The sequence below is a fragment of the Microbacterium sp. B19(2022) genome, assembly GCF_012030385.1.
GTDB classification, from domain to species: Bacteria; Actinomycetota; Actinomycetes; order Actinomycetales; family Microbacteriaceae; genus Microbacterium; species Microbacterium oxydans_B.
In genome coordinates this window covers 231,315-246,769 of the sequence record NZ_JAAUVO010000002.1, presented here as the reverse complement: position 1 = coordinate 246,769, position 15,455 = coordinate 231,315, and the positions used below count along the sequence as shown (strand labels likewise).

Sequence of the window (15,455 nt, the reverse complement as noted above, 5' to 3'; positions counted from 1 at the left end):
AGGCGCACACGAGGGGATGCCGAGGTCGGCATCCCCTCGTGTGGTGTGCGGCGATTACTGGCGGATCTGCGCGGCCAGCTGCTCGTCGGTCGACTGCAGCGACTGGGCTGCGACGTCGAGGAAGCGAGCCATGCCCTCGATGCCGGCGATGGTCGCGGTCGCGCCCTGGTTGAACTGTGCGTACGACGCGTCGAACGCACCAGAGGCGGACGTGGTCACGAAGCCGCCCGAGACGAGCTGCGAGACGTATGCGCGGAGGTTCTTCAGCTGCGTTTCGATGTCCTGCTGGCCCGTGCGGAGACGGCCAGCAGCATCCTTCATGTCGGCGTAGCTGACTTTGAGGTTCGTCATGGTGTTACCTTCCGGTCGCCCCGGCGGGTGCCGGAGAGTTCTTGTGCTTCGAGACTAACGAAGCGGTCCTGGTCTGCAAATGGGGAGAAGTCCCCATCGGTCTCGGATGTGCGCTCAGACGGTCTCGGGGATGACGAGCGGGAACTGCACACGCACCACCTTTCCGCGCTGCGCGAGCACCGCACGACCCACCGGGAACTCGCCCCGACCGATCCGCGGCAGCGGCGCCTTGAGCACGAGTTCGCCGTCGATCGTCTCGGGCTGGAGCACCACCCCGCGGCGCGACTGCTTGATCTCGCCGAGCAGACCGAAGTTGCTCGTCCACTCGCTCGTGTCGCCCGTGAACAGCAGCAGCAGCTCGCCGCGGCCGGCCCTCTTGACCAGGTCGGACAGCGGCATCTCCAGCAGCGACGAGGCGAACTCCGCCACGCCCTCGACGGCCACGACGGGCTTGAGACCCGCTTCGGCCTTCTCGACGATCTCGGCCACCGCCGCCGTGCCGCTGATGCCGTCGGCCGCCGAAGCCGTCCACGCCACCGCGTTCTTCACCGGCGAGCGCGACGACCCGAGGTACAGCGTCGGTGTGCCCGGCCGCGCCCGCAGCATCTGCTGGGTGATCGCAGCGAGGGCATTGCTCTTCCCACTCGCGGGAGGACCGGCGATCACGAACGTGCCGGTCGGCTCGATCCCGAACGGACCGAGGTCGGCGTCGGAGAGCCCGACGACCAGCTGGTCGCCGAGAAGAGCGGGGACCTCGTCGATGCGGTAGCTCAGCGGGAGCGCCCGCACCGGCGGAGCATCTGGAACGCCACGGCGCGACATGGATGCCGCCATCCGCTCGATCGCGAGGGACTGCTCCTTCATGCTGCGCGTGCCCCCGACGATCGCGATCTGCGCCTCGTTCTCGCCGACGATCGCGCGTCCGGGTACCGACTCCGGGTTCAGGACGTCCTTGGGGACGTTGAGGATGTTGTACGCGTCGGTGTCGGACATGCGCAGCACCACGCGGCGCTGGATCATCGCGTTCAGCGCGCTGGGGATGCTCTGGAACCGGTCAGCCGACAGCACCACGTGGATGCCGACCGCTCGCCCGTCGGAGAGCACCTCCTGCAGGGCGTTGTAGGTGTCGGAGCGGCCGATCACGGCCTCGTAGTCGTTGCGGAACGCGGCGAAGCCGTCGATGAGCACCACGATGCGCGGCTCGTCGGACTTGCCGGACAGCGCGCGGTACTCGGTCAGGGTCGCCGCGCCCACCGCGGAGTAGGCGTCGCCCCGACGGTCGAGCTCGCTGCGCAGGGTCGCGAACAGCCGGGCCACGCGCTCGGCGTCATCGCCCGAGATGACCGAGCCCACGTGCGGCAGCGGCTCCAGCATCCGCAGCGCGCCGGAGCCGAAGTCGAGCCCGTAGACGTGCACGGGGCCGCCGCGCGGGGTGATGCCGGCCGACACCGCGAGGGTGCGCAGCGCGGCGCTCTTGCCCGCGCCGCTGGTGCCGTAGATCACCATGTGACCCTCGGTGTCGGGCAGGAAGTGGAACGGCACCTGCTCCTGGCGCTCCGGCTGGTCGACCACGCCGAGCAGCAGGGCAGCGTCCGTACGCTGCGGCAGCTTGAGCTGGTCGAACGTCGGTGCCAGCTCGTCGAGCCACGGCCGACGCGGCTTCTCGACCTGTGCTGCTTGAGCGGCGAGCACCATCGTGCTGACGAGGCGCTGCTGGTCGTTCGGACCGAGATCCTCATCGACCACGACCGCGTTCTCGTCGATGGGCAGCTCCCACGGTCCCTGGTCGGTGGTGCCGAACGAGGCGATCGCCACATCGACGCCGTCGCTCTCGCCGAGGCTCCAGCCACCGGCGTAGGCGGACTGGAACAGGGTCATGCGCCCCGGGCCGGTCTTCGCGATGCCTCGACCCGGTGTGCCCGGATCGAACAGCGAGGCGTCCTTCGTGCCGATGACGTCGTTGCTGTCGGTCTCGTCGGCCATGCGCAGGGCGACACGGAGGTTCGTGTTCGCCCGCAGGTTGTCCTTGATGACGCCGGCCGGACGCTGCGTGGCCATGATCAGGTGGATGCCCAGCGAACGACCTCGCTGGGCGATGTCGATGACGCCGTCGACGAACTCCGGCACCTCCTTGGCGAGGGCGGCGAACTCGTCGATCACGAGCACCAGCGCGGGCGGGGCCTGCGGGTCTCCGGCGCGCTCGAGCTCGAGGATGTCCTTGGCCTTCTTGCGGTTGAACAGGTGCTCGCGGTAGTGCAGTTCGGCCCGGAGGCTCACCAGCACGCGGCGCACGAGGTGCTCGTTCAGGTCGGTCACGATGCCGACGCAGTGCGGCAGGCTCGTGCAGTCGGCGAACGCCGAGCCGCCCTTGTAGTCGACGAACAGGAACGTCAGGCGCTCCGGGCTGTACTCGGTCGCCATGCCGAGCACCCACGCCTGCAGGAACTCGCTCTTGCCGGACCCCGTCGTGCCACCCACGAGGGCGTGCGGTCCCTGCTGACGCAGATCGAGCTGCAGCGCGCCCTCCGCGCCGGCGCCGACCAGGGCGCGCAGCTTCGGCTGGTAGCGCCGCGCCGACCCCGACTTGCGCCGGGAATGGAGCGAGTCGTTCTGGGTCCAGCGGTCGACGACGCTCTCGGGCTGAGTGGCCATGTCGCGCCCCAGCAGGTGCAGCATCGAGATGGTCCGCGGCACGTCGCTGCGGTCGAGGGCGACCTCGCCGGCGTCGGTCAGGCGGGCCAGGGCGCGGGCGAAGACGGAGAACTGCTCGCGCGTGAGCTCGTCGATGGCGAGGTTCTCGACCGTCTCGCCGAGTCGCACGAAGTGCGCGCTGTCGGTCTGACCGAGCTCCACGAACGTGCGGCAGGATGCCGGGAGGGCAGCCGCGTCCTCCGTGAGCCACACCGGGAAGATCCCGCGCATGGCGGCGCGCTCGGAGAGCTGGATGAGGCGTCCGCGGTCGATCGGCGCATCCGGGGCGATGAGCACGACGATCGCCGGCTTCGGCACCGAGTCGTTGCGGTTGCGCGAGGAGTCCTCGCCGACCTTCGAGCCGCTGTTCGTCGCGGCCTTCTCGGCCTGCAGCGCACCGAGCTCCACGGCTTCGCCGCCACGGCTGGAGCGGTTGTCGATGAGCTCTTCGAGACGGGCGACGATCTGCCCGGCCGACGATGGGCCGTCGCCGATCGGCTGCACGCCGAGAACGGCCTGTGCCGACCAGGCGTGCGGCAGCCACTTCGCGTCGGCGAGCTGCGCACCCCAACGCGGACCCCAGAGACCGACGACGCCGACGTCGCCGGGCGCGTGCAGGCCGGCGATCTGGGCGAGGAGCGCTCTGGCGTAGCCCGTGGAACGGCCGCCGAGGCCGGCGATGCCGAGCGCGCCGACGTCTTTGAGGTCTTCGAGGATCGGCACCTGCGGCACGATCCTGGTGGAATCGATCACCGCGTCGAGCTTCTCCACGTACTCGGGGATCGCACGATCCCGGCCGTTGGAATCCTTCACGGAGCTGCGGGAGCCGGTGTCGCCGATGCCGAGCCGCACGTGCAGGAACGACCAGTGCTCGGCACGACGCGTCCAGATGGTGGGTCCGGCCGCGAGCGCGGCGTCGCTGACCTCGCGCAGCAGCGGAACCTCGCGGCGACGCACGTCGATCTCGCGTTCGCGCTCGCTCTGCAGTCGGGCGTCCAGACGCTCCAGCTGCTCCTCGAACCGCTTCTTGTCCTCTTCGAGCTCCTGCTTGTTCTGGTTCCTCGTCGTGACCCAGGTGCCGATCATGAGCAGCGGCGACAGGGCCACGAACATCAGCGACATGGGGCTCTGGGTGAAGGCGAACATCGCACCACCCATGAGCACCGGCGCGACCAGTGCGAGCATCGGGAACGGCTGCTTGCGCGCGGGGACCGGCAGATCCGTGCCGTCGAGTTCTTCGCCCAGGTACCGTTCCTCGACGCGCGGCGATCGCACGAACTCGACCTGGCGGATCGAGGCGACGGCCGGCGAGGGCGCAGCGGCATCGGCCTCGACCTTGACCGTGATCGGGGTGTCGCCGATCACGACGGCGAGCTCGCCCTCGGCGGCGACCAGACGCACGACAGAGGCCCCATCGATCAGGATGCCGTTGGCGGAGTTCAGGTCGATCATCTCGACGCGATCGCCGATCTCGAGCCGCGCGTGCCGCTTGGACACCAGCGGGTCGTCGATCACGACATCGCAGGAGTCGTCGCGGCCGAGCACGATCGTGCCGCGGGTGAGCGCGATCGACCGCGCTCCCGGCCCCGTGCCGACCTCCATGCGACCGATCACCGGGCGCTGCTGGTAGGTAGCGGGGACCACACGGACGGTCGCTCCGTGAGCGAGACCGACGTGCGCGAAGGTCGACTCCGGCGCGAGCAGGTCACCGGAGCCGGCGACCACCGAGCTGTACGCCTCGAGTGTCACCGCGGTCGGGTCGGCGGTGGCGAAGGATCCGAGCGGATCCGCCCGGACGATCATCGCGGCGATCTCGCCGATCGTCGCCGTGTTCTCGGCGGTGACCTCGATGTCGCTGGATGCCGCGCCCTGGCGGAGCAGGGTCAGCCGTACCTTCACTCGTTCTCTCCCTCTGTCTCACTCGGCTGCGGGGCATCCAGCAGCGGGAGGTCGTCTTTGCTCACCAGCCGTGAGGCGATGACGTGCTCGACCAGGCGCGCGCGCCGGTTGGTCGCGAAGCTGCGCTGACCACCGCGCATGCCCGGCACGCCGATGCGGTCGAACTTGTCGCATACGTTGTCGAGCTTGCGGTTGAAGCGGGTGACCGTCCAGCCGAGCCGTTCCGCAGCCTTGGCCGACGACGGGATCTCGCTCATGCCGGTGCCGTCGCGGCGCAGCTGCGGCTCGGCCAGTGCGAGGATCAGCAGCTTCTGACTCAGCGTCAGCGGCACGTCGCCGATGGTCGAGGCTCCGCCGTCGTCGTGCTCGCGCTTGGTGGCGCGGAACGTCGGCTCGGCGGCATGCAGCACCAGCTCGTACGTGGTGGGACCGGCGCTGAACACGATCGTCGTGGTCTCGAACACCAGGGGCAGCCGCGCGCCGGGGGCGAGCCACGCCTGCACGCCGCCCGCCGAATCGGTCACGGTCGCGGTGAGACGCGTACCGACGTTCGCGAGCCACCAGAGCCCCTCGCCGTCGCTGATCTCGAGGAAGTGGCGGTGCAGGAAGAGGTTATCGTCGAGTTCGAGGTCTCCCTCACGCCCGACGATGAAGCGGCTCCCCGGTTCGATCGGGAAGTACTCCCCCGCGAACTCGACGGTGACTGCCGCGGGCGCGGTCATCCGACGCACCCCGTGGCGGGTTCGGAGGCGCGTCCGTCGCCGCGACGCAGCATCACCTCGATGCACACCTCGCCCGTCGACGCGGGGGTGAACGTGACCGTCTCGTCGGGCGCCTGCCGGACGGCGCCGTCTGCCGCACCACCCGTCTCGGACCAGATGAAGCTGTCGTCCTCGACCGGATCGGGGTTCGTCCACGTGAAGGTCACCTGGTCGCCCTGCCGCGTGCCGGTGAGCTCGGTGACCTTGGGCACGGCGTCGGACACCGGGTCCTGCGGGTCGACCTCCTGTGCGGTGGCCTCGGGCTGGGGCTCGGTGCCGAGGTTCGCGACCAGGGCGTTCAGGCCGAAGATCCCGCCGACGACCACGACGACGGCTGCCACGGCGGCCAGAGTGATCCACAGTCCCCTGCGGCTGCGCTGCGGGTGGTCGGCCGCCTCGGCGACCGGGGCGGGTGCGGCGGCGGGCGCCGGCTCGATCCGGGGCGCCGTGACCGGCGCCTGCGGCTGCACGACCTGCGGCGGCCGCACGATGGTGCGGTCATCACGATCGGGCATCACAGGGGCGGTCGGCGGCGGAGTCGCACCCGGCGCGGTTCGCTCCGCCTCCCGGCGACGCTGCGTCTGCTCGACGGCCGGCTCGGGACGCGGCGGCATCTCGAAGCGCGGAGCGTCGGGCACCACGACCGACGGCCCCTTCGGCTGCGTCATCGCCGACGGGCGCGTCGCGCTCTGCATCCCCGGATCGATGCTGACGATCTCCCGTACACGGGTGAGACCGTCGCCGTCATCTTCCAGATCCTCCGCCGGCGGGTGATCGTCGACGATGTCGATCGGCGTCACCGAGTGCGAGAGCTCGATCTGCACCTTCTGCAGCGCGCGGGCGAAGGCGACGGCGCTCGGGAAGCGGTCGTCGGGGTTCTTCGCCATCGCGCGGTCGAGCAGGCGCTGCAGGCTGTCGGGCGAATCGGGGCGGGCCAGATTCGGCAGGGCGGCGCGTTCGATGCGCTCGATCAGGTCGGCGCTGGAGTTGCGCTCACCCGGCCGCTCGAACGGGGAGCGCCCGGCCAGCAGCGTGTACAGCGTGGCACCGAGCGCCCAGACGTCGGTACGAGGACCGCTCTGCGGCGGCTCGGCGAACGACTCCGGCGGCGACCACGGGATCGACATCCCGGAGGACTCGCCCGTCGCACCGGTCGTCGACGCGATCCCGAAGTCGGTCAGCGCCGGACGGTTGTACTCGGTGACGAGGATGTTCGCCGGCTTGATGTCGCGGTGCAGCACCCCGGCACGGTGGGCGGTCTCGACCGCTCCGGCCACCTGGATGCCGACCCGCAGCGCCTCGGCCACCGAGAACGGCTCCTTGCGGGAGCGGATCTGCAGGTTCGGCCGCGGGCAGTACTCCATCACCAGGTACGGACGGCCGTCGCCGGCGACGCCCGCCTGGTAGATCGTGACGATCGCCGGATGCGTCGACAGCATCGCCATGACGTTCGCCTCGTCGGCGAACTCCTGCGCCGCACCGCTGGAGATGCGGTCGGCGAGCAGCACCTTCACCGCGACGCGACGTCGCGGCATCTCCTGCTCGTACAGGAACACGTCGGCGAAGCCACCCGTGCCCAGCGGCTCCACATAGGTGAACCCGGGCAGCGCGGGCGGCGGCGAGGGGCGTCGGTTCACGGCAGGTCCTCGAACGCGACGGTCACCCCGTCGCCGAGGTCCACCACATCCCCGGACAGGACGAGAGTCTGCTCACCGGGGTGCAGGCGCATGGGGTCGGCGCCGGGACGCAGCAGCGTCGAGCCGTTCGTGGTGTGCAGATCGATGACCACGACCGTGTCACCCTCCGGACGGATCTCGAGGTGACTGCGCGAGATGTCCTGCTGCGGGCTGTCCACCGCGATCAGATGCGGCAGGTTCGCCCCGCTCGCGCGGGTGGAGCGCGGTCGGCGTCCGATGATGACCGTCCGGTCGAGGGCCACGACCTGTCCCGACGACACCCGGATGCGCCCCGTGGATGCCGGGGCCGCAGCGGCCACCGGGATGACCTCCGTCGGAGCCTCGGGCGCCGCGGGGGCGCTCTGCCGCAGACTGCGGAGTTCTTCGGCCGAGATCGTCGCCCCGTCGTGATCGCCGGTCGCGGGGCCGGCGTCGACGGCGGGCGTCTCCGGCTCCTCGCTCGGGCGGACCGCGGCGGCCTCGATCGGCGTGTGCACGGTCGCGCCCCAGAGGTGGTCGAACTCGTCGACGGGCGGAGCGAACGTCGACTCCCCCGGCACCAGCGTCGACTCGATCATGTCGGCGTCGGCGACCTCTGCCGCGGCTTCGGAATCGGCATCGGAGTCGGCATCCGGTGTCTCGTCGTCGGCGCTCGGGGGCACAGTGGGCAGATCGGATGCGGCGTCGGGCGTCGGCACCGATACCGCGGGCACGGCCCCGACCCCGGGAGGCGGCGGCAGCGGCACCGAGGTGCCGGCCACCGGAGCCGGAGGTGCAGGGACGACGGAGGGCACGGACGCCGGTGCGGACGCCGGATCGAGCACGGGCGCGGGGCCCGCGGCGACCGAGATCGCCTCGGCGTCAGCCGGCTCGATGTCGGCGCTCACGGCTGCCGCGAGGACGATGCCGCTCTGCACGGGAAGCGCGGATCCGGAGCCGCCCTCGTCGACCGTGATCTCCACCTTCGAGACCCCCGGAACGAAGCGCTCGCTCCACGTGGTGACGTCGGCGCCGGAGAACGTCTGCGCCTCGGCATCCGCGCCGGTGACCCGCACGGCGAGCGAGCCGCGCACGGCCACCCTGGCGTCGGTGCCCTCCAGCACGGCCGCGACGAACGGCGGCATGTCGGCGAACGAACCGCCCGCCTGCGTCGTGAGCACGTCGATGACCGTGGCGAGGCTCCGCTCGCGCGGCAGCCGATCCCACAGCGCGGCGACCGTCTCACCCGTCGCGTCGGGTGGCAGCGCCACCAGGGCGCCCGGAATCACGATCAGGTACCACTGTCCCGGTCGGTAGATCGTCTGCATCAGCGAACCCCTCCTGCTGCGGCTTCTCGTGGACGCGTGTCGGCGTCGACGTCGTCGGCTTGGAGCAGCGCCCCCCGGCGCGCCGCCACCGACACGGCATCGACGATGACCACGGTGATGTTGTCGCGACCGCCCGCCTGCACGGCCTCGTCGACCAGAATGTCGGCCGCCCGCTGCGGGTCGGGCTCGGCGGCCAGGATCTGCGTGATCCGCTCGTCGGAGACCTCGGTGGTCAGACCGTCGGAGCAGATGAGCATCCGATCGCCGAGTTCCGCCGGGAACAGCCAGTAGTCGGCGTCGCCGGTGCTGCTGGCGCCGATCGCCCGCGTGATGATGTTGCGGCGACGATCCGTGGCCGCCTCCGCGGCGGTGAGCTCACCCGATTCGATGAGTTCCTGCACGACCGAGTGGTCGACGCTGATCTGCTCGAGCTCGCCGTCGGCGAGGCGGTAGGTGCGCGAGTCGCCGATGTTCACGGTGAGCCAGTAGCCCATCCCCTCGACCGAGGCGACGACGACGCCGCTCAGCGTGGTGCCCGCCCGGCCGCTGCCGTCGGTGGACAGGGCCTCGACGGCCGACCGGGCCCGGGCCAGCGCCTCGAGCAGATCCTCCAGCTCGAGGTCGACCCGGCCGATGTAGCGCGCGAACTCGTCGATGACGGTCGCGCTCGCGCGCTCGCCCGCCTCGTGCCCGCCCATGCCGTCGGCGACGAGGAACAGCGGCGGGCTCGCCATGTACGAGTCCTCGTTGAGCGGGCGGCGCAGGCCCGAATGGGTCGCGGCGCCCGTGGCGACGATGAGCGGACGGGTCATGCGTATCCTCCGACCATGACGACGCGGTCGCCGATCTCGATCACGTCGCCGAGCTTGATCGGCACGCGCTGGCCTGCGGGGCAGGAGATGCGCTGGCCCTCGCGCACGAGGGTCAGCCCGTTGGTGGAGTGACGGTCGAGGATCCAGCCGCCCGAGGTCTCGGCCGCGGCCTCGAAATGCGTCTTCGACAGCGAGAGAGTCTCGTCACGCACGGGCACGACCACGACGCCCTCTTCCGGAGCGGGGTTGCGCCCGAACACCGTGCGACGCGAGACGGGGATGCGCGTCCCGTCGTCCCACGTGAACACCAGCCGGTGACCCGGGATGCTGATGCGGGTCTCTTCGAGGTCGTCGTCGGCCGTCACGGGTGCGGAGGCAGTCGGTGCTGCGGCGGCGGGTGCGGTCGGAAGGACAGGCGGTGCCGGCGGTGCTGCCTGCGTCACCGGCGCGGGCGGCACGGGCGGTGCCGCGGGTGCGGGGGGAATCGGAGGGGCGGCGACGGGCGCCGGCGGTGCGGGCGCAGCAGCGACCGGTGCGGGCGCAGCGCTCGCGACGGCAGGAGCTGCCGGAGCGACCGGGGCTGCCGGCGCAGGAACCTTCGCGGGTGATGGCGGCTGAGTGACACCGGGGACATAGGCGATCATGCCGGAGTCCTGCACCGGGGCCGTGTAGCTCCGGGCGACCGGCGCCGGAGCAGCGGGCGGGGTCGGCTCCGGGGCCTGCGCGGGTGCCGGTGCGGGATGCACCGCCGGAGCGAATCCCGGCATCGGAGCCGGAGGAAGGCGCTCGAACGACGGTGCCGGCAGGAGCGGTGGCGCCTCGGGCACCGGTGCCTCCTCGACGACGGGTACCGGTGCCGGCACCGTGGCATCGAGCATCAGCGACGACGCGACCTTGTCATGCCATCCCTGGAAGCGGCCCGAGCCGTCGAACAGCGGGCTGAAGTATCCGACGACGATGGCTCCGGCGAGGCCGAAGATGATGTTGCGGAGCAGCGTGCGTCCGAACCCGAGGGGCTCTCCGTCGGCGGCGGAGACCAGGCGCAGCCCCTTCGCCCGCATCCCGATCGAGCCCTTTCCCGCCTGCATGACGGTGTACACGATGAACCAGGCGAGCAGCACCAGGCTCACGACGGGGCCGCCGATGAGCAGCACGGTGATCGAGGCCTCGAGTCCGCCCGAGAGCATCGAGGCGAGCAGCAGGCCACCGCCGAGAAGGAGGCCGAGTCCGCCGGCGATCAGGGCGTCGATGACGTAGGCGACCGCGCGACGGGAGATCGGCGCGATCTGATCGAGCGCTGGCTGCGTCATGGGGTCTCACTCTCGGAGGACGAAGTCGTCGTGCTGTTCTTGATGGTGCCAGGTTCGCGGCGCACGCGCGCGGCGGCCGCTTCCTTCAGATTCTGCAGGCCGTTCGAGACCGCGGTACCGCCGACCAGGGACCGCACGCTCAGTCGCGCCTTGACGCGCTTCCAGAAGCCGGCCTCCTTGCCGAGTCCGCCGACGATCTCATCGACCTCGTGCCAGAACGACTCCACGTCCTGCGGGCTCGGCTCGGCGGGACCGAACACCTCGGCGTCGGCGCGTTCGGCCAGCGCGGTGACCTGCGGGACAGTCAGGGAAGACGCCACGACGGCGGCCTCTTCGATGCGGGTGCCGCCGGGGGCCAGACGCGCGCCGTAGTCGACGGCGCGGTCGGTCAGCTCGTCCCAGCCGCCGCTGATGCGGTCGGAGGTGCGGGCAGCGGCGCGACGGGAACGGCGCTTCGCGGCCTTCCAGGCGCCGATCACGATGAACGGCGAGGCGAGCACGGCGATCACCGCGAGCGAGATCCCGCCGATCAGCAGGATCGCGCCGATGATGCCGGCGAGGTTCAGGCTCTCATCCTCCGACTCGCGGTCGTCGGGCAGCGTCGGCGGCAGGTCGACCGGCTCCTGCGGCGGGGGCGGCGGCTGCAGCACCTGCGGCTTCGGGTCGACGCGGGGCTTGGTGTTCTGGTCGTTCGGGACCTGGTCCTCGGGCGGCGTCGGGTTGAACGTCATCCATCCGACGCCCTCGAAGTTGACCTCGACCCACGCGTGCACGTTGTCGCCGGTGGCGGTGAAGACCGCTTCTCCCGCCTGCTCGTCGTCGGGGTAGTACCCCATGACGACGCGGGCGGGGATGTCGAGCTGTCCGGCCAGCAGCGCCATCGCCACGGCGTACTGCTCATCGTCGCCGATCATCTGGTCGGCGCCGACGAGCGTCGAGATGCGCTCGGCGGTGTGGCCGGCACGCGACAGCACCTCTCCTTCGAGGCCGTGGCTGAAGAAGCCGCCCTCGGAGAGGAAGGTCTCGAGCGCCCGCACCTGCTCGATCGGCGTCTCGGCACCCGCCACGGTCTCGGCGGCCAGCGAGGTCAGCTCTTCCGGCACGTTGCTGGGCTTCGGCATCGACACCTTGCCGAACGCCACCTCGGCCAGCTGCTCGTCGTCGGGCTCGCTCGGCATCACCGCGTCGACCGCGTACTCGTCGCCCGCGTTCAGCTTCGGGGTGGCCACGGCCGTTCCGGTCACCGTGTTGACGAAGGTGCCGCGGCGCAGGTCCTCGGCGCGGTCGCCGTCGAACCGGATCTCCGACAGCTCTCCGGCCGTCGGCATCCAGACACCGCGGTACTCGTCGATCGCGAACTTCAGCGTGACGGGCACACCCTCTGCCTCCGGCGCCATGTTCGACCGCAGCGGAGCGAACGCGCTCGACGATGTCGGACCGCCGTCGGTGACGTTGTAGACCATGCCGTCGAACTGGTCCATCACGGCCGTGCGGATGCGGGCGCCCTTGGGCAGACCCTGCACGGTGAAGAGCGTCTCCTCGGCCTCATCGCGCACGTTCTTGCGGAAGGCCTGCAGCGGGCTCGGGTAATCGCGGATGTCGAACGGCGGGATGATGACGTCGCGGAACACGTGGCGCGGTTGTGCGGGGGTCGCGACCGCGGCCGTGGCCACGCCCGCCCCACCCGCGACGGCCAGCACGGCGACTCCGGCCAGCAGACGTCGGGTGCGCATGTGCGCCGCGCGGGACGGGTCGACCTCGCTCACCGAGACGGCCATGTTCTGCGGCGCCCAGAGCTGACGCAGTGCCAGCCAGGACATGCTCACCACGGCGAACACGAGCCCCTGCACGAGGGGGAAGGCCGGCTCGGGGGTGCCGAGCGCGATCACGAGCATGAGCAGCACGCCGGCCGGCAGCAGCGCCCACGCGACCTGCGACAGACGCAGTGCGAGCGAGGCGGTCAGCGTGGTCACCACGAGCGCCAGCAGGAACGGGACGATCAGGTGCCCGTCGGCCGCTGCCACGGGAGCGACCGTGGTGAGCATCTGCTTCCACGCGGTGACCGTGCCCAACGCCAGTTTCTGCAGCGTCTCGAGGGTGGGGATGAATCCGAGGATCGCGGTCTGCGGCAGCGCGAGCGCCGCGCCGAACACGAAGTACGCGGCGACGGTGAGTCCCGCGATGATCAGGATGCCCCAGCGACGCCACGTCGCGACGGCCGCGATCGCGAGGCCGAGCAGGATGCCGCCGATGACGGCGGGGAGGAAGGAGGGCCCGGCGAAGGTCGGCCAGAATCCGACCATCGACGTCACGACCAGGAGCGCGGTCGCCCCGAGGTCGAGGATCCAACGACGAGGGGCCAACGTGGCGGACGCGGTGGCGGGCGCGGTCATGCGAGCACCTTCTGCAGAGCGAGGGGGACCTGTTCGAGGGCACCGACCGTGACGACGTCGGCCTCGCCGATGCGCCGCAGCGTCGGTGCGGTCGCGGTCGTGTCGGTCACGATGGCGAGCACCTTGGCGCCGAAGGGCAGGCGCGAGCAGGCGAGGCGGAGGTCGTCGGAGGGCACGCGGGAGCCGCACACGAGCACGACCACGCTGGCGAGCGGCATGGTCGCCGAGACGATGCCGGCGAGGTCGGCGATGCCACCCTCCTTCGCCTTGCTGTTCTCGACGGCGGCGAGGGAGTCGAGCAGCTGCTTGCCGGTGCCGGCGGGCAGCTCACGGCCCTGCACGCGCACGTCGACGCGCTGCGAGTCGCGGAGGGCGCGAAGGCCGATCGAGCCCGCGGCCGAGATGCCGAGCTCGAAGTCGTCGGCCGTGGCGTAGTCGTTGAGGGAGCGGGACAGACCGATCACGAAGTGCGAGCGACGGGTCTCCTCGTACTGACGGACCATCATCGTGCCCGTCCGGGCGGTGGACTTCCAGTGCACGTGGCGCAGATCGTCGCCGGGCTGGTACTCCAGGAGCGCGTGGAAGGAGACGTCATCGCGGGAGAGGTCGGCGGCCGGAAGCCCCTCGAGGTCGCGCAGGTAGCCGAGCGACTGGCCGTCGAACAGCACGGTGCGCGGGTGCACGAACAGGTCGACCGGATCGTCACGGCGGTGCGCGCGCTCGAAGAGACCGAGCGGGTCGCCGCGGACGACGCTCACCGGGCCGACCTTGACCACGCCGCGCCGCTGGGTGGGGATGGCGAAGAGCTCCTCCGCCTCCTCCCCCGGTGCGAGCCGCTGGATGCCGAACTCGCCGCGGCCGGAGCCGACGGGGAGCACGACGCGCGAGGGCAGGATGGCCCTGCTGCCGCGGTTGGCCAGGGTGAGGGCGCCGACCGCGCGCTCCCCCACGACCACGCGGGTGCGGGCGAGGTCGAGCGAGACGTCGTAGGCGGTGCGGCCGATCAGGAACAGCGCGCACACGCCCACGGCGATCGCGATCACGACCGCGGCGATCGTGAACTCCGACCAGCCGGCGATCTGCCCGATCACCCAGAAGCCGACGGCGATGGCCATCAGCACCCAGGCCAGCGGGCGGATCGCCGCGGTGATCTTCCGGAGGCGCGTCAGCACGCGCGCGCCGATGACGGCCGCGATGTCACGCCATCCGGCGTCGCGTTCCGTCTGCGGCGGCGCCGCCTGAAGAGCCTCCGCGGTCATCAGGCCGCTGCTCGGGCCTGGGGTGCCGCAACGCCGTCGAGCACGCGGGCGATGACGGTGTCGCTGCTCGTGCCGGCGAACTCCGCCTCGGCGTCGAGCAGCAGACGGTGCTGCCACACCGGCCGCGCGAGGGCCTTGATGTCGTCGGGCAGCACGAAGTGCCGGCCCTGCGCCGCGGCCCACACCTTGGCGATGCGGATCATCGCGATCGCACCACGCACCGACACGCCCAGGCGGATCGCGCCGTCCTCACGGGTGGCCTCGGCAAGCTCCGCCACGTAGCGCAGCACGGCCGGCTCGACGTGCACGGTCGCAGCGAGGTCGGCCATGTCGGCGACGGCGCTTGTGGTGATGATCGCCGAGAGGCCGGCCGACGGGTTGCGGTCGGATGCTCCGGCGAGGATGCTCTCCGTGACCGCGAGGTCGGGGTACCCGATCGACGTCTTGATCAGGAAGCGGTCGAGCTGGGCCTCGGGGAGCTTGTACGTTCCCGCCTGCTCGATCGGGTTCTGCGTGGCGATGACGAGGAACGGGCGACCGGCCTCGTGCGTGACGCCGTCGACCGTGACCCGCGACTCCTCCATGACCTCGAGCAGCGCCGACTGCGTCTTCGGCGAGGCACGGTTGATCTCGTCGGCCAGCACGATCGACGCGAAGATCGGTCCCTTGTGGAACTCGAACCGGTGCGACTGCTGGTCGTAGATCGTCACACCCGTGACGTCCGACGGCAGCAGGTCTGGCGTGAACTGGATGCGCGCGCTGGTGCCCTGCACGGTCGCCGCGAGCGCCTTGGCGAGGCTCGTCTTGCCGGTGCCGGGCGCATCCTCGAGGAGCACGTGGCCCTCGGCGAGCATCGACGCCATCACGAGACCGACGATCTCCTTCTTGCCCTGCACCGCCTTGTCGATGTTCTCGACCAGTCGCTGGAAGGTGCCCTGGAACCAGGCGGCCTGCTCGGGGGTCATTGTCATGAGTGTGGGGTTCCTTGTCGTAGGG

The 15,455-nt window shown here is 71.0% G+C and carries 10 protein-coding genes; all 10 read right to left on the bottom strand.

The genetic code is table 11. The features are described from left to right. Positions 1 to 54: 54 nt before the first annotated feature. The 10 genes from HCX50_RS02835 to HCX50_RS02790 all read right to left on the bottom strand — a co-directional run bounded on the left by HCX50_RS02835 (position 55) and on the right by HCX50_RS02790 (position 15,430). Positions 55 to 351, bottom strand: coding sequence for a WXG100 family type VII secretion target (locus HCX50_RS02835; protein WP_017204355.1), 297 nt, complete (start codon positions 349 to 351; stop codon positions 55 to 57). 114 nt (positions 352 to 465) lie between these two features. After that, complete coding sequence (locus tag HCX50_RS02830; RefSeq protein ID WP_167632935.1) at positions 466 to 4,941, bottom strand: FtsK/SpoIIIE domain-containing protein; 4,476 nt, start codon at positions 4,939 to 4,941, stop codon at positions 466 to 468. Beyond that, positions 4,938 to 5,663, bottom strand: coding sequence for a hypothetical protein (locus tag HCX50_RS02825; RefSeq protein WP_167381566.1), 726 nt, complete (start codon positions 5,661 to 5,663; stop codon positions 4,938 to 4,940). Before HCX50_RS02825 ends, HCX50_RS02830 begins: the two co-directional genes overlap by 4 nt. After that, positions 5,660 to 7,339 carry a serine/threonine-protein kinase gene (locus tag HCX50_RS02820; protein WP_091032348.1) on the bottom strand — a complete coding sequence of 560 codons (1,680 nt, stop codon included), beginning with the start codon at positions 7,337 to 7,339 and terminating at the stop codon, positions 5,660 to 5,662. Before HCX50_RS02820 ends, HCX50_RS02825 begins: the two co-directional genes overlap by 4 nt. Next, positions 7,336 to 8,685, bottom strand: coding sequence for an FHA domain-containing protein (locus HCX50_RS02815; protein WP_091032350.1), 1,350 nt, complete (start codon positions 8,683 to 8,685; stop codon positions 7,336 to 7,338). Before HCX50_RS02815 ends, HCX50_RS02820 begins: the two co-directional genes overlap by 4 nt. After that, positions 8,685 to 9,497 carry a PP2C family protein-serine/threonine phosphatase gene (locus HCX50_RS02810; protein WP_029261272.1) on the bottom strand — a complete coding sequence of 271 codons (813 nt, stop codon included), beginning with the start codon at positions 9,495 to 9,497 and terminating at the stop codon, positions 8,685 to 8,687. Before HCX50_RS02810 ends, HCX50_RS02815 begins: the two co-directional genes overlap by 1 nt. Then, positions 9,494 to 10,807, bottom strand: coding sequence for an RDD family protein (locus HCX50_RS20005; protein WP_167632934.1), 1,314 nt, complete (start codon positions 10,805 to 10,807; stop codon positions 9,494 to 9,496). The genes HCX50_RS02810 and HCX50_RS20005 overlap by 4 nt, the downstream gene beginning before the upstream one ends. Further along, positions 10,804 to 13,200, bottom strand: a complete 2,397-nt coding sequence (locus tag HCX50_RS02800; RefSeq protein ID WP_091032356.1) for a transglutaminase-like domain-containing protein — start codon at positions 13,198 to 13,200, stop codon at positions 10,804 to 10,806. Before HCX50_RS02800 ends, HCX50_RS20005 begins: the two co-directional genes overlap by 4 nt. Continuing rightward, a complete protein-coding gene (locus HCX50_RS02795) occupies positions 13,197 to 14,459 on the bottom strand; it encodes a DUF58 domain-containing protein (protein WP_167632933.1) in 1,263 nt (420 codons plus the stop codon). Before HCX50_RS02795 ends, HCX50_RS02800 begins: the two co-directional genes overlap by 4 nt. After that, a complete protein-coding gene (locus HCX50_RS02790) occupies positions 14,459 to 15,430 on the bottom strand; it encodes an AAA family ATPase (protein ID WP_091032360.1) in 972 nt (323 codons plus the stop codon). Before HCX50_RS02790 ends, HCX50_RS02795 begins: the two co-directional genes overlap by 1 nt. Positions 15,431 to 15,455 lie beyond the last annotated feature (25 nt).